Raw genomic sequence first — 23,774 nt, 5'->3', positions numbered from 1 at the left:
ATCTTCGAATACTAATAGATAAAATTCAAGTTGCACCGCCACTAGGGTTAAGTCGCACAACGACAAAGCTATGTGACGGCAAACCTCAAATTCTCACCGATAACATCTGTTGCGTCCGGACCAAGTGGCCTTACAAAATTATGCAAGTTGTTTTTGTAAGAGAGCCTAAATCGTGTTGACCTTCGACAAGAAAACGATGGAATCTTCGCCACAAATTTTTGATGCCAAAGTTCTTGACTCTATTTAATAAGTCACCTGTATAGCATTAAAAATGTGCCCAATTTCATGAGCCGCCTTATATGCTAAAGCTACTTTGGCGTTAATATCACAGCAGGGTATGATATTTCAGTTTACTGATACATTAAACGCTACAATACAGAGATCAAAAATGCAACTTCCAGTCCAGTAATGTTGCAATCTCTTCAGCAGAAAAAACCAAATAACTGTAAGCTTATTCAAGATTCCTCAAAAATTACCTCAACAAATTCTATTAATGGACTTGCAGAAATCCGCGAACAATACAACTCTTGAACCTTGGATCTCCCAAGCTGAGTATGCAAAAAAACTACGTCCATTACTTCCTGTCGAAGCTTTTTTCCCTAATTATAGCAGCGTTTGGCTGCTGTTAATCAATGTAGCAATTCTGGTCTTAGGTTGGGGCATTGCCCATGACCTTGATCAGTGGAGCTGGGGTTGGTTATGGCTTTATCTCCCGTTCTCTCTTGTGATGGGAAACAGCATTATTGTTTTATTGTTTAGCACTCATGATCTACTGCACAGTAAAGCAATTAAGCATCCATCCATTAGGCAGTTTGTTAGTTTGATTGGGTTAACCCTGTTATGGTCGCCTCCTACGTTCTGGAAGGCTGTGCATAATCGAGAGCATCATAGTAAAACAAACTCTTCACATGATCCGGATCGAAACTATTTATATGAGCAGCCCAACAATTGGGGAAAGTGGATTCAAAACCTCTTCGTCCCCTCCACGGAAGTCCATTTATTTTGGTTGGTTGTAGGGATGGGTCATGCCTGGGGAATGCATATGTTCCGCAACCTAAGTTCTGTACTGCTATTTAATAATGGATTAACCAATTATCCTCCAGCAGCTTTTAAGGTAAGTTTAAAGGAGAGGAAGGCGATCGCCTTTGAGTTCTTAGTCATTCTGGCAATTCACCTAAGTATTTTATTTTATCTAGGTTTTCATCCTGTCAAACTACTTCTCAGCTACTTTTTACCTATTTGGATTGGGTATGCTGGCATCATGTTTTATGTTTACACAAATCATATGTTGTGTCGCATGACTGATATAAATGATCCGCTAATCAATAGCGTTTCAATTCGGGTTCCTAAACTATTTAATTTATTACACTTAAATTTCTCATATCATACAGAGCACCATGTCTTCCCCGGTATTAACTCAAATTACTACCCACAAGTTCAAGCTTTATTGCAGACTTACTACGGCGATCGTTTTAATTTGATAGATGCTGGTAAAGCTTGGCGCTTGCTACTGAAAACTCCTCGTCACTATAAAACTGAGAACACTTTTACAGATTTGAAAGGAGAAAAAATCGTCTCCTGCCCTCTTTCCTGTGACGATGATATAGATATCCGAAATGCGTTATGAGAATAGGTGATTATACCGGATAAAGAGATCTTCCCCTACTGTGCCATTGGTGGTCGATTGGCTTACACCTAGTTTGTTTTGAAGCATTGGCTATTCTATCCAAAGGTTCGCAACTATGACGGCTTATGGAATGAGTGGAGCCGTTTACTGGATGGGTTAACCGAGAATTGACTAATAAGCGTGATTCCCCAAAATGATTGCTGAGCAAGCATTTTGGGGAATCACATCATTTAGCCTAAACTTCAGTTATTGATTGGACTTCTTGCATAAATACATGTTTGATGGCGTGAATTGTTGTGTGGCACTGCCACACAACAATTCACGCAAGAGGTCTATTGTTCTACAGCTTGTGCGATCGCCTCCAACGCTTCATCACACCAGGCTACCCAATCTTCTTGATAGCGAATTCCGCGACGAATAATCAAATGCATATAGAGATCCTTCAGTTCGAGCGAATCTAGATGCTTGGCGAAATGTTCATCTAATTTTTTGACGTGTTCGACCATCTCCAGGTGAAGTTGTCGTCGTCGCTCAATTTCGCGAATAACCACCTGGGGAGAAACCAGATGACCTGCTAACCCCATCACCCCCAAATCTTCTCGAATGGCAGTCGGTTCACAGGGTTTTGCCAGCCAGTCGAGGAGTTCTTGCCGTCCCTGTTCTGTAATGGAATAAATTTTTTTATCGAGCCGTCCGGGTTGGGGAATGGCTTCGTAGTTGACACGGCCCTGCTGCTCTAGCTTCGTCAATTCTGCATAAATTTGTTGCTGGCTGGCTTTCCAGAAGCAGCTTCCAAACCCTTCCGCAAATTCCTTCGCAACGTCGTAGCCGCTCATGGGCTGACGCGAGAGAAACGCCAGAATCGTATGCTTCAGTGCCATGTTTCAAAATTTGCTTGACGGATTTAATTTGTCCAGTATACCTTAGTTCTTGTATTCAAAAAATTGAATACAAAGCTTGGAGTAAATTAATGACCAATTTTCAAGAAGTGAGTTCAGGCGATTCAAGGAGGGTAATCCAATGAACGTCATGAAGATTCCACATTTCCCGATGGCTTTTGTGGCGATCGCATCCCTTTTAGCTGGCGGAATTGGCTACAGCGCGATTCAGAATCGTCCTACTCAAACCCCGATTGCAGAAGCACCATCCGTCGCCAACGCATTGGTTGAAAGCGTGTCGGCACTGGGACGGTTGGAACCGGATGGGGAAGTGATCCAGGTTTTTGCACCCACATCGGTCGAGGGGGCACGAGTAGACAATCTGCGTGTCATACAAGGGCAACAAATCCGTACAGGAGAAGTAATCGCAGTCCTAGATACCTATGAGCGGCGGTTGGCGGCCCTTCAGGAAGCACAGGCGCAGGTCAACGTCACGCAGGCCCAATTGATTCAGGTGGAAGCGGGCGTAAAATCTGGGCAAATTCGAGCGCAGGAACGGGTGGTGAATCGTCAGCAGGTCGAATTGCAGACGGAAGTCCGGGCGCAGGAAGCAACGATCGCCCGTCTGCAAGCTGAACTGCAAAATGCACAACTGGAAGCCGATCGCTATCAGGTTCTTTATCGTGAAGGAGCCGTTTCTGCATCATTGCGAGACAGTAAGCAACTAACCGCAGATACCGTACAACAACAACTCAACGAGGCACAGGTTAATTTAAGCCGAATTCGGCTCTCCCGGCAGCAGCAGGTTTCTGAAGCGCAGGCAACGCTGGAGCAAATTGCTGAAGTGCGTCCGGTAGATGTAAATGTGGCGCAATCGCAGGTGGCAGCATCCCAGGCAAGGGTGGCACAGGCACAGGCAGAACTGGATATGGCAATGGTGCGATCGCCCCAGGATGGACAGGTTCTGAAAATCCACACCCGTCCTGGAGAACTGGTTGGCTCTCAAGGCATTATCAGCCTGGGGCAAACTCAGCGCATGGTGGCCGTGGCAGAGGTGTACGAGTTAGATATCAGCCGTGTGCGAACTGGACAAACCGCAACGGTGGTCAGTAAAAACAATGCATTTTCAGAGGTGCTGCGGGGTCAGGTCTTTGAGGTGGGGTTGGAAATTAACAAACAGGATGTCTTGAATACCGATCCGGCAGCCCAGTTTGATGCGCGGGTCGTAGAAGTAAAAGTGTTACTGGATGAAGCCTCTAGCCGTCGAGTGGCAGGGTTAACGAATTTAAGTGTGCAGGTCACGATCGATGTCAATCCATGAGGGAATTTCAAGCAAATGAGCCAAAAGAAAAAACCGTTGTTTCTCTCCTGGTTGCAGCTTCGCAAAGAACGGGTGCGGTTACTGGTGGCGATCGCTGGCATTAGTTTTGCCGATGTGCTGATGTTCCTGCAAATGGGCTTTCGGGGGGCGTTGTTTAGCAGTGCTGTGGAATTTCATGACAGCTTAAACGGTGAGATTGTCATGCTCAGCAGCCGATCGCGATCGCTCATCTCCCTCGATCGGTTTACAGAACGCCGATTGTATCAGGCAGCAGGAATCACTGGGGTGGAATCCGTCACGCCGATTTACTTGAACTCAATGCAGTGGCGCAATCCTGACAACAGTGAGATCTGGGATATTTATGTGATTGGCATTAACCCCGAATATCAGGTGTTGAATATTCCTGGAGTGGAAGCGAATCGTGACAAACTTCGTCAACCCGATACCGCTCTGTTCAATCTGGGATCTCGCAGCGAATTTGGCCCGATCGCCCAACAATTTGAGTCAGGAGAAAGGATCACCACAGAAATCAACGAACGAAATATTCAAATTGAAGGTTTATTTAAACTCAGTCCGACCTTTGGAATTAACGCGTATTTAGTCACCAGCGATATCAACTTTCTCCGCATGGCTCCTTTTCGTCAGGGTGGTTTGATTGACGTGGGTGTGATCAAGTTGAAGCCAAATACAGATGTTCAAAACGTGCTTGCAGAAATGCGATCGCGCTTACCCAACGATGTCAAAGTGATGACGCGCAAAGACTATGCCAAAGCAGAAGTTGCTTTCTGGAATGCCAGTACTCCCGTTGGCTATACCTTTGATTTAGGGGTGGTGATTGCGTTTATTGTCGGTGCAGTGATTGTCTATCAAATTCTCTACAGCGATGTCACCGATCATCTCCCTGAATACGCCACCCTCAAAGCAATGGGATTTCGCGATCGCTATCTCCTCATCGTCGTCTTTCAAGAATCTCTCATTCTGGCAGCACTGGGATTTATTCCCGGAACAGCGATCGCCCTTGCCATTTATCGAATTACTAACATTGCAACCATGCTACCCATGGCAATGGATTTAGGTCGAATTGTATTTGTTTTTGTCCTCACGGTATTAATGAGTTCGTTCTCTGCTGCAATGGCAGTGCGTAAACTGCAAACCGCTGATCCGGCTGATATTTTTTAGAAGTCAAGGATGTCTCAAGTGCTAGAGAATACTGTTATTGATGTCTCTAAGTCTGCGATCGCCATTCATCATCTCAATCATTATTACGGTCAAGGATCTCTCAAAAAGCAAGTTTTGTTTGACATTAATCTGCACATCGATCGCGGTGAAATTATTATCCTGACAGGCCCATCCGGTTCCGGTAAAACGACGTTGCTGACGTTAATGGGATGTTTACGCTCCGTTCAAGATGGAAGTCTAAACATCTTAGGACAGGAATTACTTCACGCCAGTAAAGAAGCCATGACATTAGCACGTCGCAATGTTGGCTATATCTTTCAGGCTCATAATCTCTTGAACTTTCTGACTGCCTATCAAAATGTGGAAATGGCATTAGAGCTTCAAGCGGTGACTGCCGCCGAAGCAGATTCCCGTATTCGCTCGGTGTTAAATGCTGTGGGTTTAGAAGATCGCATGAACTATTACCCTAGCAACCTCTCCGGTGGACAGAAACAACGAGTGGCGATCGCCCGCGCATTGGTGAGCCAACCTCAGATCATTCTTGCAGATGAACCAACCGCTGCCCTGGATAAAAAATCCGGTAGAGACGTAGTAGAAATCATGGAAAAACTGGCGAAAGAACAAGGTTGCACCATCTTACTGGTAACGCATGACAACCGCATTTTAGATCTTGCCGATCGGATTATTTATATGGAGGATGGATGCTTAGTGGATCATGTTGAGGCTACTGCGGCCATTAAGTAAAAACAGCATTTTCTTTCTGTTACTTCTTTCGTTTGCGCTCATAGTGCCGATTTGCCTTAGCACGATTGCCACAGTCTTCCATATCACACCAACGGCGACTGCGATTACGGCTGAAATCTAGAAAAACCCAACCGCAACCGACTCCTGCACATTCCCGCAGGCGATCGCAATCCGAAGAAGTCAACACATCAGTAGCAGAGCGAACAATCTGCCACAGAATAAAATCAAGCTGATTGGTTTCTGCCCACTCCCAAGTAAAGCTAGAATTGACTGCCACGAAGCGAAGATGACCCTGCATTTCAGACAGCAGGGTATTCAATAATTGCAGATCATCTGCTGTCTGAGAGCGCTTTGCAGCGAAGGCTGAAAATATGCGGTAAAGCGCCTCTCGCAGTTGAATCGCTTGATTAAAAAATTTTACAGACTGCTCTGGCTGCTGCTGTACTTGACGCAGCAATGCTTCTGCCTGGGCGGATGACAAAAGCCCAACAGACTGTGCCCAGCCGATTACATCTATCGTGTCACGAAACCAGTCCTGCGAATACCGCTCCCCATCGCGATCAACCGTGTTCACAAAATCTAGGCACGGTTGACCACCCACTAACTTCAATTGCTTCCAGTCTTGGGGTTCATTCATGCAGTCATTTTACCACCAAAGGTGGATTAGCTGGTTAGAACCTGTGATATTCTAACCTGTATAGTGCTTTAAGGTGGTTATGCGCTCGTGAATTACCAGGATGCAAACCAATGACTCCGACGAAAACGAGAACGGGGTTTAATTCTCATGCCATACTCCTCATTACAGCGTCCGCTGGTTGCTGGGGATTTGGAACCGTCATAAGCAAAGAGGTATTAGCGACTGTGCCACCCCTGACCGTTCTAGCAGTACAACTCTCTACCAGTATCGTAGTTTTATGGTTGCTGGCGGTATGGCAGGGGCACGTTGCGAGGTTGCGACAACACCCCTGGCTCACTTGGATAAAACTTGCAACTCCAGGTATTTTTGAACCCGGTCTATCCTACGGCTTTGGCTTGATTGGGTTGTCCTTAAGCTCTGCCAGCCAAGCTGCTTTAATTGGCGCAACGGAGCCTGTGTTCATTTTGGGATTGGCATGGTTGCTCTTTCGGGAATCAATCTCACTGAAATTGCTCATGCTGTCTGCGCTGGCAATGATGGGGGTCATGTTAACCGTTGGATCGCAACCTGCAAACGGTGGTCAAATTCTGCTGGGCAACCTTTGGATTCTACTAGGAACATTTTGTGCGGCGTTTTATGTGCTTCTTTCTCGTCGTGCTGTGGCTGACCATGACCCTCTAATATTATCTGCCCTCCAGCAAACGATTGGACTCGTTTGTATTGTGCTGTTTAGCTGGAAGTTTGGTGTAGGTTTTCAATTTTCATCGACGATTCCAATCCAAATTTGGTTAATGGCAGCACTATCAGGAATTGTGCAATATGCATTGGCTTTCTGGTTGTATTTAAGCGCAATCCGATTAATACCCGTCAGCATTGCGGCTCAATTCCTCTCTCTGATTCCTGTGTTTGGTGTGGGTGGCGCTTATCTATTTCTGGGTGAGCGTTTGACCCTGATACAGGGAATGGGGATGACAATTACGATTGCCGCTGTTTCACAAATTTCTCGTTCGCAGTCTAGTCCTGAGTAAGCTGATGATTACTCAATCATCGAGACATCAGATACTTCCTGCTACTCTTCTGAAAATGGTTCCAAGGCTTTGAATGCGATCGCCTCCACATCATCACTACTCACTCCCAACGATTTGAGAATTAACTTTGTAATTTGTTCTGGATAATTTGCTTTTGCTTTGGTATGTCCTTCCAGAATGGTGCGCATTGCCATAGGGATGTTCTAAAACAAGATTGACATAGGCTTGCACACTGTCTACACGAAACCATTCCAACCGGATTCCCACTTCTAAGTAGCTAGACATGAGTAAACTTAAAACGTTCAACGGCATAATTGCCCTTGTGCCCGCGCTGCTCGATCGCCTCAATTAACGCCAAAGCTAGCTCATACTCATCCTCGAATAAGCGACTGGCGAAGGACTCCCGTTTGAGATGTAACCATTCGTCTTCAATGCGATTCATCTGAGGGCTGTAGGGAGGCGGGAAAAAGATCAACAATCCTTGGTCCTGCCAGCGTTGCCAGTGGCGTTGAGCCAGCTTGCTGCGGTGCGATGAAGCCCCATCTTGAATCATGACAGTCAGTTGTCCAGTGGTGGCAAAGCGTTGAGCAGCGCGCTCGGCTTGCCAATCCATCAGGGCAACGTAGCGTTCACTGTTAAAGCCACCCACTACCAATCCATACTCGAAACTGTACTGGGGCTCCCACCGTCCCACCGCACTGATGCGTCTGCCTCGCCGTTTAGCGTGAGGAATGCGTTTTTGCACACCCCGTCGAGCGTAGCTGTAGTTGAGCGGACTGCATTGCTCAAATCCACTTTCATCGAGGTACTTGAGGACAATTGCCCCCGTTGTTGCCCACACTTGGAGCAGGTGCCAATCGGCTTGCTTGGCTTGATGGAACTGAGGCGAGGTCGGCTCAGGCGGACAGTACCTCAGGCGCTTCCAGACGTAGCCCTTTTTTGTAAGATCCACCCCAGTTGCTTCCCACTCAGGACAACGGCGCGCTCAGTTGCCAGTTGTCGACACAACTGCACGCTGGTGTAGCTGCGGGGTTCTTGCAGCCAGGTTTCCACTGCGTCAATGTCCGCAGTTTGCCATTTGGGTTTGCCGCCACGACCGGGGGCCTCCCACAGACCACCCAGTCCACCATCACGCCAACGGTGTAGTGTTTGACGCACCGTATGCTCACACTGATGGAGATGTTGGGCAATTTGGGGCGTTGTCCAGCCGCGGGCGTTGAGCCGCAAGGTAATTGCTCTGCGCTTGATGCGACGGGCTACCCCATCCGCCAAGCTTAACTCGTACAACGTGCGGTCTTCTTCAGCAGTGAGGGTGATGTGATGAGCGGCAGGCATAGAGCAACTGAGGAGAACAGCCCTATCTTATATCTTTCCTTGCCTACCTACTTAGCATTGTGTTTCAACCTGCTCGTTGCCCCGATTGTTTATGCCGCCAGTAGCAATGAATTTTCTCGCTCTCAAGCCTGGTCATTGGGGCTATTGGGTCTGGGAACCGTTGCACTTTCCATCTATCTGTTTTTCGTCATGTTTGTGCCGGAGAAGTTCTAATGAGTTTTGCACGCGAAGCAGGTCGAGCGATGCATCACCAGATGGGACACGTTGGAAATGCGATCGCGAACCTTCAGTAAGCTGCCCAATGCTTTTATGAGCAGAGTGAAGCGCTCGCTGATCGGAATACGCTGCTGCATGTTTAGACCAGATGCAGACACGCCCTTTAGCAATTGTTTGAGTCGCGGTAACTCAAGGCTTGCAACAGTTTGACAGTCTGTCTTTTGACAACGTTTCTGATAGTAGTACATAGTCATTACGCCTCTGTTTTTTGCAAAAGACAATTAAGATGACTGAGCCAGCGACCGCTTTTACGCAACCATCAACCACTCCATCTCCGGGTAATCGCTTCTACCGCACGGTGTGGCGCTGGCACTTTTATGCGGGATTGTTTGTTATTCCTTTCATGCTGATTCTCGCGGCAACAGGAATTATTTATCTCTTCAAACCGCAGTTAGATACTGCTATGTATCACAACCTGATGTTTGTGCAGCCCGGCGCAACGGCGCTGCCTTACACCGAACAGGTACAGTCTGCTCAGAGCAGTTATCCTGATGCTACGGTGACGCAAATCATGCCCAATGTTGCCCCCGATCGCAGCACCGAAGTACTATTAGCGACGGCTGATGAGCGCAACCTGATGGTGTTTGTGAATCCTTACAACGGGCAGGTATTGGGCGATCGCGATGAAGATAATAATCTACAGGCGATCGCCCGCAAGATTCACGGTGAGTTATTAATTGGCAAAGCGGGAGATTATTTAGTCGAGTTAGCCTCCTGCTGGGGACTCGTGCTGTTAATTTCAGGACTGTACTTATGGTTACCACGCAATAAATTTTCAGTTACAGGCACTCTCATTCCCCGTCTTTGGAGCAAAAATAAACGCGTATTTTGGCGAGACTTACATGCAGTTCCCGGCTTTTATGGCATTCTCCTGATCGGGTTTCTGATTCTCACAGGCTTACCCTGGACGGGCTTCTGGGGAGATACCTTCGCTCAAGTCTGGGGCAGATTTCCGGCCCAGATGTGGGATGACGTTCCTCAATCAACCGTATTAACGGGTTCCCTCAATCAACGAGGGCAGGTTGTGCCCTGGGCAGTGCAGCAACTCCCCATGCCTCAATCCACGACATCTGGGCATAGTAATCACACGGGTCATAGCGATGCCCGTTCTGAGATTCAAGAGAGCGTTGCAGGTTCATCGGTCAATCTCAATACAGTGATTTCCTTAGCGCAAGCTCAAGGCGCACCTCCTGGATTTAATGTCACCTTACCGGAAGGAAAAACTGGAGTCTATACTGTCTCGGCGTTCCCGAATGATCCAACTCAAGAAGTAACGATGCACATTGACCAATACAGTGGAAAAGTTTTGGCAGATGTGCGCTGGAAAGACTACGGACTGGTTCCAAAAGCGGTGGAGATGGGCGTTGCCATTCACATGGGGAAATATTTTGGAATTGCCAATCAATTGCTGATGCTCGTTGCAGCGTTAATCACGATGTTGCTTTCCATGACTGGAGCCGTGATGTGGTGGCAACGTCGTCCCAAGGAATCAGGACTGGTTGGCGCTCCTTCCATGCCCCCTTATGTGCAGCATTGGCGAGTGCCACTGGCGATTGTTGCCATCATGGGTTTGGCATTTCCGCTAGTTGGTCTTTCATTGGTGATTGTGCTACTGCTCGACTATTTTGTTCTATCCCGAATTCCTGCCCTCAAGCGTATTTTTAATTGAGCTAAATGGCTGACACATTAAGAAAGAAGCGGAAGAAAATATCTGTGGGAATTGGCGCTCATGGCGTTGTGGCGATCGGAGTGTCTGCACACGGGGTTGTCGCGATCGGGGTTATCACCCACGGGATTGTCTCGATTGGACTTGTCTCAATGGGAGTATTCTCCTTTGGATTGGTGTCAATGGGGCTTTTAAGCTCAGGATTGGTGTCGATGGGACTTGCTGCATTTGGTCAGCACAGTATGGGATTGGTGCAGCCTGCTCAGAACCAGCAGGACACTCATCATCACCACTCACCCGGAACGCATTAGACCTCTTGCATATTGTTTTTTGTAGGGGCTTTACCCCTACAAAAACAATTCAAAAACCTTAATTTGCAAGAAGTCTATTAGGCAAAGAGAATCTTCGTTGAGTTGCAATCGCAGCAAAATAATCAAACTGAGGTATTTACCAACGCACCGCCAACAAAACCCGATCATCAAATCGCTGCCAGATAGTACTGACTTCTCGAAATCCTGCTTCTTGCAGGGCTGCCTCATGAATGACCAGCGTTGGCTCATGTTCAGTAAATCGAGGTTGAAAGCGTCGGTGTCTTTCGGTTAGCAACGCTTTGAGTTCCGTTTCTTGTGCGATCGCCTGCCACCACTGTTGCCAATCTTCCTGGTTTCTCACTGAAAAAGACTGTTCTTCCTGTTGCACCTGTACGGCTTTTGCTAGACGTTGAATGATAGCTAAGTGTGGCGGAAAGTAGAGATGATCGCCATTGAGGAACACACCACCTGGACGTATCACCTGACCGAGTTTCTGATAAAGACGCACCAATCGATCGATCGGCAACCAGTGCAATGCAGTTGTTGTTAAAACAGCATCAACCTGAGTGTCACCCATTTGGTCTAACCAGTCATCCTGCGTTAAATCTGCTTCGATCCAGCGCAGGCGATCGCCCATCGTTCCTAATACACCCTGACCGATCGCCAGCAAAACCGGATCATAATCAATGGCGATACAGTTGGCGTGTGGAAATCGATTCAGTAAACGCTGACTGATCGCACCGGGACCACAAGCCAGATCAATTGCGGTGAACGATTCGGGTAACAGATGAGCAATCGCATCCAGCATGATTTGAAACCGCTCTTCTCGATAGGGGAGATAGCCACTTTGCTGGGCATCCCACCGTTCAAGCCAGTGGTGCCAATTGATTTTAAGCAGATTGTGGGTCATGGTTTTGCAGTGTAGAGGAAGGATTTGCGATCGCGGGGATGGGCAGGTAACTGAGCCGCAATTAACTGTCGTGAATACGGATGCTGGAGGTTGCTCAAATCTAGAGAATCGCTCGATTCCACAATCGCCCCTTTGTGCATGATGACAAACCGATCGGCAAGATATGCAACGGCAGCCAGATCATGGGTGATAAATAAATACGACAGGTGAAATTGTTGTTTCAGATCGAGCAGTAAATTAAGAATTTGAGCCTGAATGGTCATGTCGAGACTGGAAACAGGTTCATCCAATACAACGAGTTTGGGTTTGAGGGCGATCGCTCGTGCAATAGTGACGCGCTGCAACTGTCCCCCGCTAAACTGATGCGGATATTTATCTGCATCTGCTGCCGTTAAACCCACTGTTTCGAGAAGTTGAACGGTGCGATCTGTTGCCTCAGCAGACGTCAGATTTAAGTAGTTGCAGATGGGTTCACTGATAATCTCCCTGACTTTAAATCGCGGATTCACGGCATTAAAGCTATCTTGAAAAACCACCTGAATGTCGCGCCGCAGCGATCGCAGTTCCTGGGGTTTGAGATGGCTCAATTCTTGACCCTGAAACCAGATCTCGCCGCGATCGGGCTTTTCTAAGCCAAGCACGATTCGTCCTAAGGTGCTTTTTCCGGCACCACTTTCCCCCACCACGCCCAAACAGCTTCCAGGTGTAAGATCGATCGAAACATCTTGCAGCGCGTGAATAAGCTGCGTTTTGCCACTCCAGCCCAGTCGCAGATCATAGGTTTTAGAAACGTGCTGCACGGATAGTAAGGTCATCGTCTTGCTCCCAGGTGAGGGGTTAGTCGAGAGGCAAGCAGCGATCGCGTGTAGGGATGTTGAGGATGATCGAATAACTGCTCGACGCTGGTTTGTTCGACAAACTCACCATTCCGCATCACCGCCACGCGATCGGCAAGTTGAGCAATCACGCCCAGGTCATGGGTAATTAACAGTAGAGCGCAATTAGTTTGCTGTTGCAGTTGTTTGATCAGTCCCAGAATTTGCATTTGGGTAATCACATCCAATGCGGTTGTTGGTTCATCGGCAATTAACACTTGTGGTTGTAAAGAGAGTGCGATCGCAATCATCAACCGTTGCAGCATTCCACCACTGAGTTGAAATGGAAATTGACGCAACACTCGCTGTGGATCGGTTAAACCCACGGCGGTTAGGTGTTCAGCGGCAATTGTGCGAGCTACTGTATCTGTGAGTGAGCGGTGCGATCGCAGGGTTTCGATGAATTGCCGTTGAATCGTGGTGACCGGGTTAAAGAAACTGACTGGATTTTGCAGAATCATGCCGATTTTGGGTCCGCGAATCTGGCGCAACTCAGCCTGGTTTAACCCAATTAATTCCTGTCCTGCAAGTTGAGCGCTACCTTGAACGTTTGCGCCTTTCAACAATCCCAGAATTGACAAACAGGTGACACTTTTGCCGCTACCACTTTCGCCAATAATACCCAAAACCTTGCCCGGTTGCAGTTGAAAGCTGACATCTCGAACGATCGATTTCGCCGCCAATTCAACCTGCAAATGATCAACCGTCAGAACAGATTCAGCCATTTTGCAACTTCGCTTTCAACGTTTCAGATCGCACTTGCTTCTCCATGCGCGGATCAAGCACATCCCGCAGCACATCACCCACAATATTAAATGCGAGTGTCGTGATAAAAATCATCAATCCGGGATAAAGCATCAGTTCCGGTAAACGGCGGAAATACTCGCGCCCATCGTTGATCATGGCTCCCCATTCGGGTGTGGGAGGTTGAATCCCTAATCCCAAAAATGATAAGCCTGCAATATGCAAAATCATGTGGCTGATATCGAGCGACATGAGAATAGCAAGTTCCGCGATCGTAAAGGGCAAAATATGCCGGAGCATAATTGGCAAACTGCTGGCACCTGAGACGATCGCCGCCTGGATAAAATCGCTTTCCTTGACGCTCAAGACGCGACTGCGAACAATGCGGGCATAGCCTGCCCAGTGGGTAATTGCCAACGCAAAGATTAAATTGCCAACTCCGGCTCCCAAAATGCCGACGATCGCCAGCGACAAAATCAGTGCCGGAAAGGCAAGAAACACATCACACAGCCGCATCAGCCAGCTATCGACTTTTCCGCCTACATAGCCCGCAACTAGACCGACAATCAGGCTAATCGTCGTTGTGAGTGCAATGACCACCAGGGAAATGGATAGCGACACTCGCGCCCCGTAGATCAAGCGGGACAGAATACAGCGACCCAGATGATCGGTTCCTAAAGGAAAGGCAGCACTGGGCGGCTGAAGTTTCTGCATCAAATCAACCGCTAAAGGATCGTGAGGGGCGATCAACGGGGCAAAGATGGCGGTGAGAACAACGATCGCAATCAGGCTCAGACCCAACCACGCCAGTTTGTGATCCAAAAGTTTTTGCAAAATTGCCATGATTAAACTTCTTGTTTACCAAAACGAATCCGTGGATCGAAATAGCTGTAGGTCAGGTCAACGATCAGATTGACAACGACAAATAGCACAGCCGTTAAACAGACATAACATTGCACAACAGGATAGTCGCGATTGAGGATGGATTGAACAGCGAAGCGTCCCAGCCCTGGCAACGCAAACACACTTTCCACAATCACTGCACCGGAAAGCAGATTAGCGAAACTTAATCCAAACACCGTGACGACAGGCAGAAGCGCATTCTTCAGCGCATATTGCAGAATCACCAGCCGCTCTAATAAACCTCTAGCTCTGGCATACAGCACATAGTTTTGACCCAGACTTTCCAACATACTGCCGCGCAACAAACGCGCATAAACCGCCGCAGGTGCCCAGGCTAAGGTGAGTGACGGCAAGATCCAATCGGCGATCGCCCCCTGATGAATCACCGAAACCCAGCCCAGCTTGAAGCTAAACACATAGATCAACAAAAATCCCAGCCAGAAACTTGGCATCGCCACGCCAATGTAGGCAAACAAGCGACTGATCTGATCGAAAACAGTATCGCGGTACAATGCCGCCACAATTCCCATTGGCAAGCCGATCGCAAAAATCAGTACAGTGGCACAAGCCGTTAAAATCAGCGTTGTTGGCACATAGTGCATTACTTCTTGCAGAACGGGTTTACCCGTAACGAAGGACTGTCCGAAATCTAGCCGCAAGACGTGCCAGAGCCAATCGAGATATTGGATTGGAAGCGGGCGATCGAGTCCAAGTTTTTCGCGCATTGCGGCGATCGCTTCTGGGGTTGCCGGAATATTTGCCACGCGCAGCACTACCGCCGCCGGATCGCTGGGCATTAGTTGAATCAGCAGAAACGTGACGATCGAGATTCCCAGCAACACGGGAATAAGTTGTAGGATGCGCCTAAAGATGTAGTGGTCAGTAAGTTTCACAGGAATATTTGTGATGGGTTAAAATGCACCCTCACCCCTACGCTGTGGGAAGGAAGAGGTGAGGGAATCAGGAGTGCCTTTAGGACTTACTGAGTTTGCTCAGCGGCACTTGATTTGCCTGGGGCATAAACTCAAATCCAGATAACTCTTTGTGCATCACGGCAACGTTGGTTGAGTAAGAAATTGGTAAATAAACTGCCTGTTCATGCAGCGTCGTGAGAATGTCGCGGTAAAGCTGTTGGCGCGGTGCTTCCTCAGTTGTCAGCAGCACTTCCCCGATCTTGCGATCGATCTCAGCTTTCATCGGCAGTCCTTGCTGAGCTGCGTAATCAGCATGAGACGGAACGCGCATCGAAGATACCATTGCCTGCGGCTCGTAGGGTGGTCCCCAAGTGTCGTTGAAGATCAGGTTAAATTCGCCGTTTGCCTGCCGATCTAACCAGGATTGCTCTTCTTCGCCCAACAGCCGAACATCAATCCCGACTGCTCTTAGATCAGCCTGAACCGCTTCGGCGATCGCCTTATCCACATTATTTTCCCCGCTAAACGAGAGATCGAGCGTTAAAGGCTGACCGTCTTTCTGGCGGATGTCCTGTCCTGCGGGCTGTTGCCACCCAGCTTCGTCGAGTAAGGCTTTAGCTTGATCCAGGTTATAGGCATAGGGTTGCAAGCCAATATCGGCATAGGGTACTTCGGTGGAAAAATAGGTGTCGGCTCTTTGTTCCGTGTCGTAGAAAATGGCGGAAACAATCGCATCTTTATTGACGCTATGCTGAATCGCCTGCCGTACATTCAGGTCTGCGGTGGCTCCCCGATTGGAGTTGATGGCGATCGCTCGCGTATTCAGCGGTGGCGATACCTCAGCCGTATAGTTTCCAGAATCTCGCAGTTGCTGGAACGAGTCGAGACTAATTTCACCGTTACCGTAAATTAAATCAATTTCGTTGTTTTCAAACGCCAGTGCTCGCGTTTCGGCATCGGGGATAATCTTGACCGTCACCTGCTCAATGGCAGGTTTGTTGCCCCAATAGTTCTCGTTGCGCGTGAATACGGCTTGAGTATCCTTCTGGTAATCGGCTAACACCCAGGGTCCTGTACCGATCGGGGCTTTGATGCCTTCTGCGGTCGTGCCACTGTCGGGAAACGCTTTGGGCGACAGAAAACGAACCGGACGAATCAATGTCAATTCTTGTAAGGCTGGGTAATAAGGCGTTTTTAGATACATCTGCAAGGTGCGATCGCCCTGAACTTCCACGCGATCGATCGCCTCAATCAGTCCCAGCCAGTCATGTTCTGCACGGTTTTGCAATATCTGATCGAAGTTGGCTTTGGCGGCAGTGGCATCAAACGGAGTGCCATCAGAAAACTGAACGCCCTCGCGCAGTTGGAACGTGATCAATTTGCCGTCGGGCGATACTTCCCAGCTTTCTGCCAGTGCGGGCTGAATTTCGCCGCCGCGATCGTAGCTCACCAGTGGCTCATAAATTAAATCCTGAGCAAACATCTGGCTAGGATTGTACATATGCGGATTGAGCGGTCCCACATCCTGTGACCAGGAGAACGTGAGCGTTGAATCTGTAGAGTTTTGGGATTGACTGTCGGGCTGGGCACAGCTTGGCAGAATGATCACAGCGGCAACCGCGATCGCCAGTAGCGCACGAAAAAAGATTTTTCTCATGAGGAAATGGTCACTAAATAGTTGTTTCGCTCTCACGTCGGATTAGGGAGGCCATTGATTCTAAAGAGGTAAATTCGTTTATTTCAGTAGTCAAATGACAACACCATCGGGGTCAAACATTACTACTTGAATCAGGGATGAAACAATGCGGAGGGGAGGGATAAAACGGTGAATCAGAGCAAAGTTTTATCCTTTTTTAAGGCATACCTTCTTCCAGGAGAAATTTTGAAGATGCAACGGCTATAGCGGAAAATGACGAGTTCGTCTGGACAACGATCGTCCACGCCAGCCAATTCGCTCCTAATGGCAGCTTGACATTGTTATCAATCGTCTCAAAGGCGATCGACACAAAACCATCATTATCCAGATGATCGGAATGGTGATGATGGTGCTCATGAGGGTGCTGGGTTTAATTTTCATGATGACCATGCGAATGGTGATGATCATGCGATGATGATCGTGATCGTGCTGAGTTTGCTCAATCTCTTCTTGAACGAGATCGGCATAGTATCCTACGTCTAATATCAACGGCAGTGGCACCATTCCATGCTGACTGTGCAGGATTCTGGCACCTTCTTTGACCGTATGGATATAAGCTTCCAGGTTTTGGATTTGGTTTGGATCTGCCAAATCAGTCTTATTCAAGATCGTGACATCTCCATAGGCAATCTGCTTGAATGCCGCTTCACTGTCGAAATGATCCGGCGTACATGCCTCAGAATCGACAACGGTGACGATCGAATCTAGCCGGGTCAGGTCACGTAATTCTGTACCCAGAAAGGTCAAAATAATCGGCAGTGGATCGGCAACACCTGTGGTTTCTATCACCATGTAATCGACGCAATCCTCCCGTTCTAGTACCCGATAAACAGCATCCACCAACCCGTCATTAATCGTGCAACAGATGCAGCCATTACTGAGTTCCACCATGTCTTCATCCATCGCCACCAGTAATTGGCTATCGATGTTAATATCACCAAATTCATTCACCAGAACGGCTACTTTCAAATCTTGGCGATTGCTGAGAATTTGATTGAGAAGTGTGGTTTTACCGCTGCCTAAGAACCCTGTGATGATGGTGACAGGCATCCCTCGCGTAGGGAGCTCAAACACTGTCGTGGTTGTCTCATGGATTGTGCCCGTCATATCAAACCTCCATTTTCTCTAATTGAGTGAAGAAGCGGTAGCAGCCATTCTGGCTGCTACCGCTTGCTGCATAAACCGGAAAATGTTGTAAAACCCATTGCTCCGGGAGGGGGTAAGACTGACATCCAGGCCCGTTTGCTGAATAAAATCCGGAGTTAGTTGGAGTATTTCGTTGGGGGTAAGTCCGTTTAACCCCTCGATCAGTAAACCCACCAAACCCTTTGTAATTTGAGCATCTGAGGTTCCGCAAAACGTAACGCTATCATGGTGAACCTCAGCCGTGATATAGACCTGCGACACACAGCCTGGAACCTGGTTGGCTGCGATCTGCTCCGCTTCCAGTAACTCTGGCACCCGTTTTGCAAACCAGAGCAAATACTCATACCGCCGCTTCGACTCAGTAATTTGTTGAAACCGTTGAACAATTCGGTCCAAGTTGGGGGGCAGAGGTCGAGAAGCAGAGGGCATAGCGATCCAGTCTCAAAGTTATAATAATGATAATCATTCTCATAATATAGGAAATGAGTGAAAAACTGAAGTAGTTCTTCGCAAATGGTGCAAACCCTGCGGCTGATCTACTTCCTATGCAGTGCTAAGGCATACTGCTATTGATCTAACCAAACCTGAAATTCGGAACGTTTCATAACACCCTTGTTGTGTTATTGTTCAGTTATTCATTCGGTTCTGATGGGAAGCAGCCATCAGACGCAAGGGGGAAAGTGCAGTGCGAATCTGCCGCTGTCCCGCAGCTGTGAGGAGAAGTGCAATTCTCTGAGTCAGAATGCCCGCCGATTGGTAAACCCGTTACATAAACATCTGCGAGGTACGGATGATGAAAACTTCAAGCTTTTGTGATTGGCATTTTGTCGGAACTTTAAGGTTGTAGCGTTCTGAGTTGGACCAAGCTATCGACATCCAGCGAGGCTGCCTTGAGTAAAGGGGACTAGTGGATTTGCTAACGAGCGATCGCAGTTAGCCCTCTTTTGTGATGTCTTGGTGACTGCTTCCCAGTAGGAAATAGTCGCTTTTTTACTGCTCAGTGACAAAGTTTAGGACGTTACAACAATGACGATTCAAACTGCAACGTTGGGATATCCCCGCATTGGCAAAAACCGTGAAGTTAAAAAAGAATTAGAAGCTTTTGGAGTGGTAAATCGGATGCGGAAACTCTGCTGCAAACCGTTCGAGAAGTTGAATCTGCAAACTGGAAGACGCAACTTGAAGCAGGCATCGATCGCATCGGTATCGGTGACACGACACTTTACGATCATGTTCTGGATTGCATTATTCGTTTGGGGCTAATTCCCGATCGTGTTCGTCATCTGACTAGACTAGAGCAATACTTTGCATTGGCGCGGAGCAGGACGGCATTCCGGCACTGGAAAGGACCAAATGATTTGATACCAAATCACTATCTGGTGCCCAAAGTTGCGGCTAATGCAAAGCCAGAGGCAACCTTTGCAGACTTTTTGAATGGTGCAGCGGGCAAAAGCCCTTCTCGATGAACGCATGGTCAATGGCACTACGGCTACTGGATCTCTAAACCGATCTCTAATTCAAGACTCAATATGTTCAAGTATTATCTACATCGTTCTGAAACAATTCCTAAATCCGTTCATTCATTGATGAAACACCAAGTCGCCTCCCAATCCAATTCCCCTCCTCAACCCGGTTCAATACAGATGATCGATCGCATCTACAACTTTATTCCCTCTAAAGTTCAATCTGCTGTTTGATAGAAACGCTATACAGCTACATTCATTCAAGCATTCAATCTGTAGAGATCGAGTGGTTGGTAGATTTCCGCTTGCGTAGATAACTCGCTTCAAAGTTATTCTTCAATATTGAAAATTGGTTCTGATAGGGAGCAGCCGTCAGACGTAAGGGGGAAAGTGCAGTGCGAATCTGCCGCTGTCCCGCAGCTGTGAGGAGAGGCGTAACTCTCTAAGTCAGAATGCCCGCCAATAGTTAACCTACTTTCACCCATCTGCGAGGTACGGATGATGACTATCTTTGTGCGGCTTTCCATCACCGGAAAGCTAGTTTTTGGTATTGTTGTAGGTACAATTGCCGTTCTCTGCAATGTTGCGATCGGAGTTGCTCAACCTGTTTCCCCCTCTTCTGCATCAGAGTTACTCGAAGAAGATGAGGAAACAATTAGAATTACGGTTACAGACAGAATTCTGAATCAACCTGTTTATGCTCCATTTCGGCGGGAGGCAACGGTAGAAGATTCTACCCGTCCTGTGTATGTGGTTACTCGTGAGCAAATCGAGGCGCAAGGAGCCAGAACAGTTCAGGAAGCCCTGAGATATCTACCGGGCATTCTTATCGATGGCACGGCGGGTGGACAATTAGGCGCACTCAGCAGCCAATTTATTCGCGGTGGCAATTCTGCTCAGGTGTTGATTTTGCTGGATGGTCGCCCCATCAATGATGTGGGATTTTTTGGTGGATTTGACCTGTCTGAATTCACCACAGATAATGTTGAACGGATTGAGTTATTTCCGGGAGGAGGTTCCACCCTCTATGGTTCCGATGCGTTGGGTGGGGTAATTAACATCGTTACTCGATCGCCCTCTGCTGAACCAGAAGTCACAGTGCGAGCTGCCGCAGGTAGCTTTGGACTGAATGAGCAAGCCATTCAAGCGCGGGGCACTACCGGTGATTTGGGTTGGGCGCTAGGCTACTCTCGCATTCAGTCCAACAATGATTTTCCCTTCGAGATCGTTCGCGTAGCGTCTCGGAACGAGAATCGCATTGACTTAGAAAATCGCCGCGAGAATGCCGAAGTTCTCTACAACAACTTAAATTTGAGTTTGCAAGGACAATTGGGCGATCGCAACACCCTCAACTTCAGTGCCCTTTACCTGACAAAACAATTTGGTGTCGCAGGCGGAGTGCCTATTCCAGACAGCATTGGAGAATTTAACACGCTTACACCTGAAGCGGAACAGTACACCGATGAAGTGTTGTTAGATCTGGTTTGGCGATCGCAGTTAGGACGCAGCGATCATTCATTACTCACCAGTCGCGTCTATGCTGATTTCCTCAGCTATAACTTCAATAACCCTGACCCCAGCACCTTTGGAACTAGAGATGATGTCAATCGCCGCGCCTTGGGTGTGCAAGTCCAGCACAGTTGGCAATTTGCCGAAAATCAAACCCTCACCTATGGCGTTGATTACCGCAATACGCGATCGCGCAATACCACCTTTAGCTATGGTTCAGGCACGACTAGTGTCAACTATGACGGTGACATCAGCCAGGGCGCGCTGTTTGCTCAATATGAGGTGGATTTCACCCCTGACTTCAGCGTTAACCTGGGGCTGAGGCAAGATTTCAACAGTTTGGCGAATGGCTCCTTCACGTCTCCTAGCGTCGGTGCACGACTGGCACTTAGCCCCAGCACCACCCTGAGAGCCAACTATGCGAGAAGTTTCCGAGCACCGCAAATTTCAAATTTGGAAGGACTGGCAGCTTTTAATGTCGTTGGCAACCCAGATTTACAACCAGAAACAGGCAATAGTTTTGATATCGGGATTGATCAAGAATTGGGTGAAATTGGTCTGCTGCGGCTGACTTTCTTTCGCAATCAGATCGATAATTTGATTAACTTCAGGTTTGGTTCTCCCAGCACGTATGAAAATATTGGGCGCGTCAGAACACTAGGACTGGAAGCTGACTTGAATCTGCAACTCGCTCGTAACCTCTATGCTTTTGCTAACTACACGCTAAACGATCCGCGAATTGTGCGCGATCGCAACGCCGACATTGAAGATAACCAACTGAGTTTTCGAGATGCTGATAGCTTAAACGTTGGACTCGCCTACGAAACTCCTGAAGGCACTTATGGTGCCGTCGTTCTTCGCAGTCTCAGTCGTTACTTTGTCAACAACACCAATACCGAATCCTTACCAGGGTACACCACAGTTGATTTCAAACTTCGCATCCCCCTGGGGAGGACTGTGATTTTTAATGGCAACCTCGATAATCTATTTGACGAACAATATGAACAGTATCCAGGCTATCCTGCGGTAGGACGCAGCTTTCGAGTCGGAATCAGTGCCAGGTTTTAGGAGAACGATGATGAGTAACTTTTCACGCCAAGTTACGCCACTCCATCACACCATTACAGAATCCTTGCCAACGGGCGGACACGTTGAGTACGAAGACTTTCCCTGCACCATTGATGTGACCGGGCCACTGCTCTACACCCTGTTTCAAGAGCGCTGGCAGGAAACTCAGATTGGTCATGTTGTAGAAGGCAGTGTGCTGGAGTTGGAATTCACTCAACCGCCTAAAATTTGCATTCTGTATGATGGCTATCTCACTGTCGTTACCGAGGCATGGCATTTGCATCTTTGCCTGGAAGAACATCTGGGTGGACCGTTAGAGAAGACCCCTCCCGACCTGCGGCGTGAACGACTGATTCACCGTGCCTCTCTCTATCGACGGTTGAATGAACGAGGAGAAGCCCGCAGTTGGGGGATTCAGTTCTGGAATGGAGCAGGCGAAAAGATGATGAATCTATTTTTGCCCAATCCCTTTGTCGGTGAAGATGAAGACCTGCTCCCAGAAGGCAAACCCCAACTCGAAAAGTTGAGTTTGTATCAGGAATTGCGCGAAACCTACGTTCTGGGAACTCGTTCGATTCCGTTTGACCAGAACCCGTTGAAGCGCCCCTATTTAGCTGTATGTCGCTCCAGTCGTTGCTATCCTTCGCGCAATTGGCAACCCATTATTGAGGCGCTTCAAGAAGCTGTAAAACAAGCAGGACTGGATGTCTATGTGATGACCTCTGGTTGTCTGGAGGTTTGCAAGCTCGGTCCAGTCGTGTTCTATTCCAGTGACAGAACCTGGTACACCCGCGTTACACCTGACATTGCCAGACAAATTGTGCAAGACCATCTGGTAAATCACCAGAAAGTAACCGGGCATCTTTATCCTTATACAATCAAACCATCGGAGGCATCATGAGTTTAGTTCAACGTTTGACCATTCCTGCAAATGAGACGTTATCAGCAGCATGGCGATCGGCATCCCGATCACTGGCATACGGGCAGTTCTGGCAAGCCTTACTGATTGGTGTAGGCAGCCTCAGCAATCTGGTCTATACCTGCACCTTGCCGTTCATCTGCTTAGGTGTAATTGCTGGAACCACTCTGCCGCGCCGCCGTGCCATTGTCACGGCAACGATTGTCTGGTTTGCCAATCAGCTTTGCGGCTACACTCTGCACAACTATCCCCGCACCTTCAATTGTTTCGCATGGGGACTGGTGCTATTGGCTGGAACCCTTTGGGTGACGCTACTGGCTGGTTACAAGCCGTTATTTAGCCAGGGGGCGATCGCTCACCATTACCTTCGCCTGGCGGGTATGTTCATCGGCAGCTTTATTCTGTTTGAATTCGTGATTTTAGGGGCTGGATTCCTCTTAGAAAATCAGTGTGTTTTAACAGTGCCGATCCTATGGAGTATCTTTATCAGCAATGCAGTGTGGTTGGGTTCTCTCACCCTTGCCCATGCCTGCCTGGTTTGGGATAGGATAGGCTCAGGACATCACCGTAGCTTTTCTGACTCAACAACTTCGGTGAATTGACGGTATTCCCGATCGAAGTCCAA

At 48.1% G+C, this 23,774-nt stretch carries 24 protein-coding genes, 1 pseudogene and 2 riboswitches; of the genes and pseudogenes, 12 read left to right on the top strand and 13 right to left on the bottom strand.

The genetic code is table 11. The features are described 5' to 3' along the window. Positions 1 to 493: 493 nt before the first annotated feature. Positions 494 to 1,627, top strand: a complete 1,134-nt coding sequence (locus ACQ4M4_RS04570) for a fatty acid desaturase family protein (RefSeq protein WP_430683284.1) — start codon at positions 494 to 496, stop codon at positions 1,625 to 1,627. A gap of 332 nt (positions 1,628 to 1,959) precedes the next feature. Here the strand turns inward: ACQ4M4_RS04570 and ACQ4M4_RS04565 are convergent, their stop codons facing one another. Beyond that, the gene (locus tag ACQ4M4_RS04565) at positions 1,960 to 2,508 is read right to left on the bottom strand and encodes a PadR family transcriptional regulator (protein ID WP_430683283.1); all 549 of its coding nucleotides are present in this window, start codon (positions 2,506 to 2,508) and stop codon (positions 1,960 to 1,962) included. Positions 2,509 to 2,647: 139 nt separating this feature from the next. Here ACQ4M4_RS04565 and ACQ4M4_RS04560 point away from each other — a divergent pair, with 139 nt between their 5' ends. The 3 genes from ACQ4M4_RS04560 to ACQ4M4_RS04550 are packed head-to-tail and all read left to right on the top strand — an operon-like array spanning position 2,648 to position 5,749. Continuing rightward, a complete protein-coding gene (locus tag ACQ4M4_RS04560; protein ID WP_430683282.1) occupies positions 2,648 to 3,826 on the top strand; it encodes an ABC exporter membrane fusion protein in 1,179 nt (392 codons plus the stop codon). 15 nt (positions 3,827 to 3,841) lie between these two features. Continuing rightward, positions 3,842 to 5,005 (top strand): ABC transporter permease DevC, encoded by a 1,164-nt coding sequence (gene devC / locus ACQ4M4_RS04555; protein WP_430683281.1) that lies wholly within the window; start codon positions 3,842 to 3,844, stop codon positions 5,003 to 5,005. A gap of 9 nt (positions 5,006 to 5,014) precedes the next feature. Then, entirely contained in the window at positions 5,015 to 5,749 is a 735-nt protein-coding gene (locus ACQ4M4_RS04550) for a DevA family ABC transporter ATP-binding protein (protein ID WP_430683280.1), read from the top strand. A gap of 19 nt (positions 5,750 to 5,768) precedes the next feature. Here the strand turns inward: ACQ4M4_RS04550 and ACQ4M4_RS04545 are convergent, their stop codons facing one another. Next, complete coding sequence (locus ACQ4M4_RS04545) at positions 5,769 to 6,386, bottom strand: CGNR zinc finger domain-containing protein (RefSeq protein ID WP_430683279.1); 618 nt, start codon at positions 6,384 to 6,386, stop codon at positions 5,769 to 5,771. Between the two features lie 110 nt (positions 6,387 to 6,496). On the opposite strand from ACQ4M4_RS04545, the gene ACQ4M4_RS04540 reads away from it, so the two are divergent. Beyond that, positions 6,497 to 7,414: a DMT family transporter gene (locus tag ACQ4M4_RS04540; protein ID WP_430683278.1), complete on the top strand. Its 918-nt coding sequence runs from the start codon at positions 6,497 to 6,499 to the stop codon at positions 7,412 to 7,414. A gap of 41 nt (positions 7,415 to 7,455) precedes the next feature. On the opposite strand, the gene ACQ4M4_RS04535 is transcribed toward ACQ4M4_RS04540, so the two are convergent. The 3 genes from ACQ4M4_RS04535 to ACQ4M4_RS04525 form a co-directional block, all read right to left on the bottom strand. Then, positions 7,456 to 7,608, bottom strand: a complete 153-nt coding sequence (locus ACQ4M4_RS04535; protein ID WP_430683277.1) for a hypothetical protein — start codon at positions 7,606 to 7,608, stop codon at positions 7,456 to 7,458. An 83-nt stretch (positions 7,609 to 7,691) separates the two neighbouring features. Continuing rightward, a complete protein-coding gene (locus ACQ4M4_RS04530; protein WP_430683276.1) occupies positions 7,692 to 8,366 on the bottom strand; it encodes a transposase in 675 nt (224 codons plus the stop codon). Next, on the bottom strand, positions 8,327 to 8,749 hold the full coding sequence (locus ACQ4M4_RS04525) for a helix-turn-helix domain-containing protein (RefSeq protein WP_430683275.1): 423 nt from the start codon (positions 8,747 to 8,749) through the stop codon (positions 8,327 to 8,329). The genes ACQ4M4_RS04530 and ACQ4M4_RS04525 overlap by 40 nt, the downstream gene beginning before the upstream one ends. Between ACQ4M4_RS04525 and ACQ4M4_RS04520 the strand changes: the two genes are divergently transcribed. The 3 genes from ACQ4M4_RS04520 to ACQ4M4_RS04510 all read left to right on the top strand — a co-directional run bounded on the left by ACQ4M4_RS04520 (position 8,735) and on the right by ACQ4M4_RS04510 (position 11,002). Further along, positions 8,735 to 8,962 carry a potassium-transporting ATPase subunit F gene (locus ACQ4M4_RS04520; RefSeq protein ID WP_430683274.1) on the top strand — a complete coding sequence of 76 codons (228 nt, stop codon included), beginning with the start codon at positions 8,735 to 8,737 and terminating at the stop codon, positions 8,960 to 8,962. The genes ACQ4M4_RS04525 and ACQ4M4_RS04520 overlap by 15 nt on opposite strands. Before the next feature lie 289 nt (positions 8,963 to 9,251). Then, entirely contained in the window at positions 9,252 to 10,694 is a 1,443-nt protein-coding gene (locus ACQ4M4_RS04515; protein WP_430683273.1) for a PepSY-associated TM helix domain-containing protein, read from the top strand. 5 nt (positions 10,695 to 10,699) lie between these two features. Beyond that, positions 10,700 to 11,002, top strand: coding sequence for a copper resistance protein (locus tag ACQ4M4_RS04510; RefSeq protein ID WP_430683272.1), 303 nt, complete (start codon positions 10,700 to 10,702; stop codon positions 11,000 to 11,002). Between the two features lie 136 nt (positions 11,003 to 11,138). On the opposite strand, the gene ACQ4M4_RS04505 is transcribed toward ACQ4M4_RS04510, so the two are convergent. The 8 genes and pseudogenes from ACQ4M4_RS04505 to ACQ4M4_RS04470 form a co-directional block, all read right to left on the bottom strand. Continuing rightward, positions 11,139 to 11,912: a class I SAM-dependent methyltransferase gene (locus ACQ4M4_RS04505; RefSeq protein WP_430683271.1), complete on the bottom strand. Its 774-nt coding sequence runs from the start codon at positions 11,910 to 11,912 to the stop codon at positions 11,139 to 11,141. Continuing rightward, a complete protein-coding gene (locus ACQ4M4_RS04500; protein WP_430683270.1) occupies positions 11,909 to 12,727 on the bottom strand; it encodes an ATP-binding cassette domain-containing protein in 819 nt (272 codons plus the stop codon). Before ACQ4M4_RS04500 ends, ACQ4M4_RS04505 begins: the two co-directional genes overlap by 4 nt. Continuing rightward, on the bottom strand, positions 12,724 to 13,512 hold the full coding sequence (locus ACQ4M4_RS04495) for an ABC transporter ATP-binding protein (RefSeq protein ID WP_430683269.1): 789 nt from the start codon (positions 13,510 to 13,512) through the stop codon (positions 12,724 to 12,726). Before ACQ4M4_RS04495 ends, ACQ4M4_RS04500 begins: the two co-directional genes overlap by 4 nt. Next, on the bottom strand, positions 13,505 to 14,374 hold the full coding sequence (gene nikC / locus ACQ4M4_RS04490; RefSeq protein WP_430683268.1) for a nickel ABC transporter permease subunit NikC: 870 nt from the start codon (positions 14,372 to 14,374) through the stop codon (positions 13,505 to 13,507). Before nikC ends, ACQ4M4_RS04495 begins: the two co-directional genes overlap by 8 nt. A 2-nt stretch (positions 14,375 to 14,376) precedes the next feature. After that, the gene (gene nikB, locus ACQ4M4_RS04485) at positions 14,377 to 15,327 is read right to left on the bottom strand and encodes a nickel ABC transporter permease (RefSeq protein WP_430683267.1); all 951 of its coding nucleotides are present in this window, start codon (positions 15,325 to 15,327) and stop codon (positions 14,377 to 14,379) included. A 79-nt stretch (positions 15,328 to 15,406) separates the two neighbouring features. After that, positions 15,407 to 17,005 carry a nickel ABC transporter substrate-binding protein gene (nikA, locus tag ACQ4M4_RS04480; protein WP_430683266.1) on the bottom strand — a complete coding sequence of 533 codons (1,599 nt, stop codon included), beginning with the start codon at positions 17,003 to 17,005 and terminating at the stop codon, positions 15,407 to 15,409. A gap of 328 nt (positions 17,006 to 17,333) precedes the next feature. Beyond that, positions 17,334 to 18,151, bottom strand: a pseudogene (locus ACQ4M4_RS04475) (CobW family GTP-binding protein); the annotation flags it as partial. An 18-nt stretch (positions 18,152 to 18,169) separates the two neighbouring features. Continuing rightward, the gene (locus ACQ4M4_RS04470) at positions 18,170 to 18,619 is read right to left on the bottom strand and encodes a SufE family protein (RefSeq protein ID WP_430683265.1); all 450 of its coding nucleotides are present in this window, start codon (positions 18,617 to 18,619) and stop codon (positions 18,170 to 18,172) included. A gap of 194 nt (positions 18,620 to 18,813) precedes the next feature. Next, a riboswitch (cobalamin riboswitch) is annotated at positions 18,814 to 18,958 on the top strand. A 323-nt stretch (positions 18,959 to 19,281) separates the two neighbouring features. Here ACQ4M4_RS04470 and ACQ4M4_RS04465 point away from each other — a divergent pair. The 4 genes from ACQ4M4_RS04465 to ACQ4M4_RS04450 all read left to right on the top strand — a co-directional run bounded on the left by ACQ4M4_RS04465 (position 19,282) and on the right by ACQ4M4_RS04450 (position 23,751). Beyond that, entirely contained in the window at positions 19,282 to 19,656 is a 375-nt protein-coding gene (locus tag ACQ4M4_RS04465; protein WP_430683383.1) for a hypothetical protein, read from the top strand. 330 nt (positions 19,657 to 19,986) lie between these two features. Further along, positions 19,987 to 20,131: riboswitch (cobalamin riboswitch) on the top strand. A gap of 20 nt (positions 20,132 to 20,151) precedes the next feature. Beyond that, the gene (locus ACQ4M4_RS04460; protein WP_430683264.1) at positions 20,152 to 22,230 is read left to right on the top strand and encodes a TonB-dependent receptor plug domain-containing protein; all 2,079 of its coding nucleotides are present in this window, start codon (positions 20,152 to 20,154) and stop codon (positions 22,228 to 22,230) included. A gap of 7 nt (positions 22,231 to 22,237) precedes the next feature. After that, positions 22,238 to 23,131 carry a (2Fe-2S) ferredoxin domain-containing protein gene (locus tag ACQ4M4_RS04455; protein WP_430683263.1) on the top strand — a complete coding sequence of 298 codons (894 nt, stop codon included), beginning with the start codon at positions 22,238 to 22,240 and terminating at the stop codon, positions 23,129 to 23,131. Next, positions 23,128 to 23,751 (top strand): hypothetical protein, encoded by a 624-nt coding sequence (locus tag ACQ4M4_RS04450; protein WP_430683262.1) that lies wholly within the window; start codon positions 23,128 to 23,130, stop codon positions 23,749 to 23,751. The genes ACQ4M4_RS04455 and ACQ4M4_RS04450 overlap by 4 nt, the downstream gene beginning before the upstream one ends. Positions 23,752 to 23,774: the final 23 nt, after the last annotated feature.

It is taken from the genome of Leptolyngbya sp. AN02str (assembly GCF_050565595.1).
In the GTDB taxonomy this organism is placed as follows: Bacteria; Cyanobacteriota; Cyanobacteriia; order Elainellales; family Elainellaceae; genus Kaiparowitsia.
This window is presented reverse-complemented; position numbering and strand designations above follow the sequence as displayed.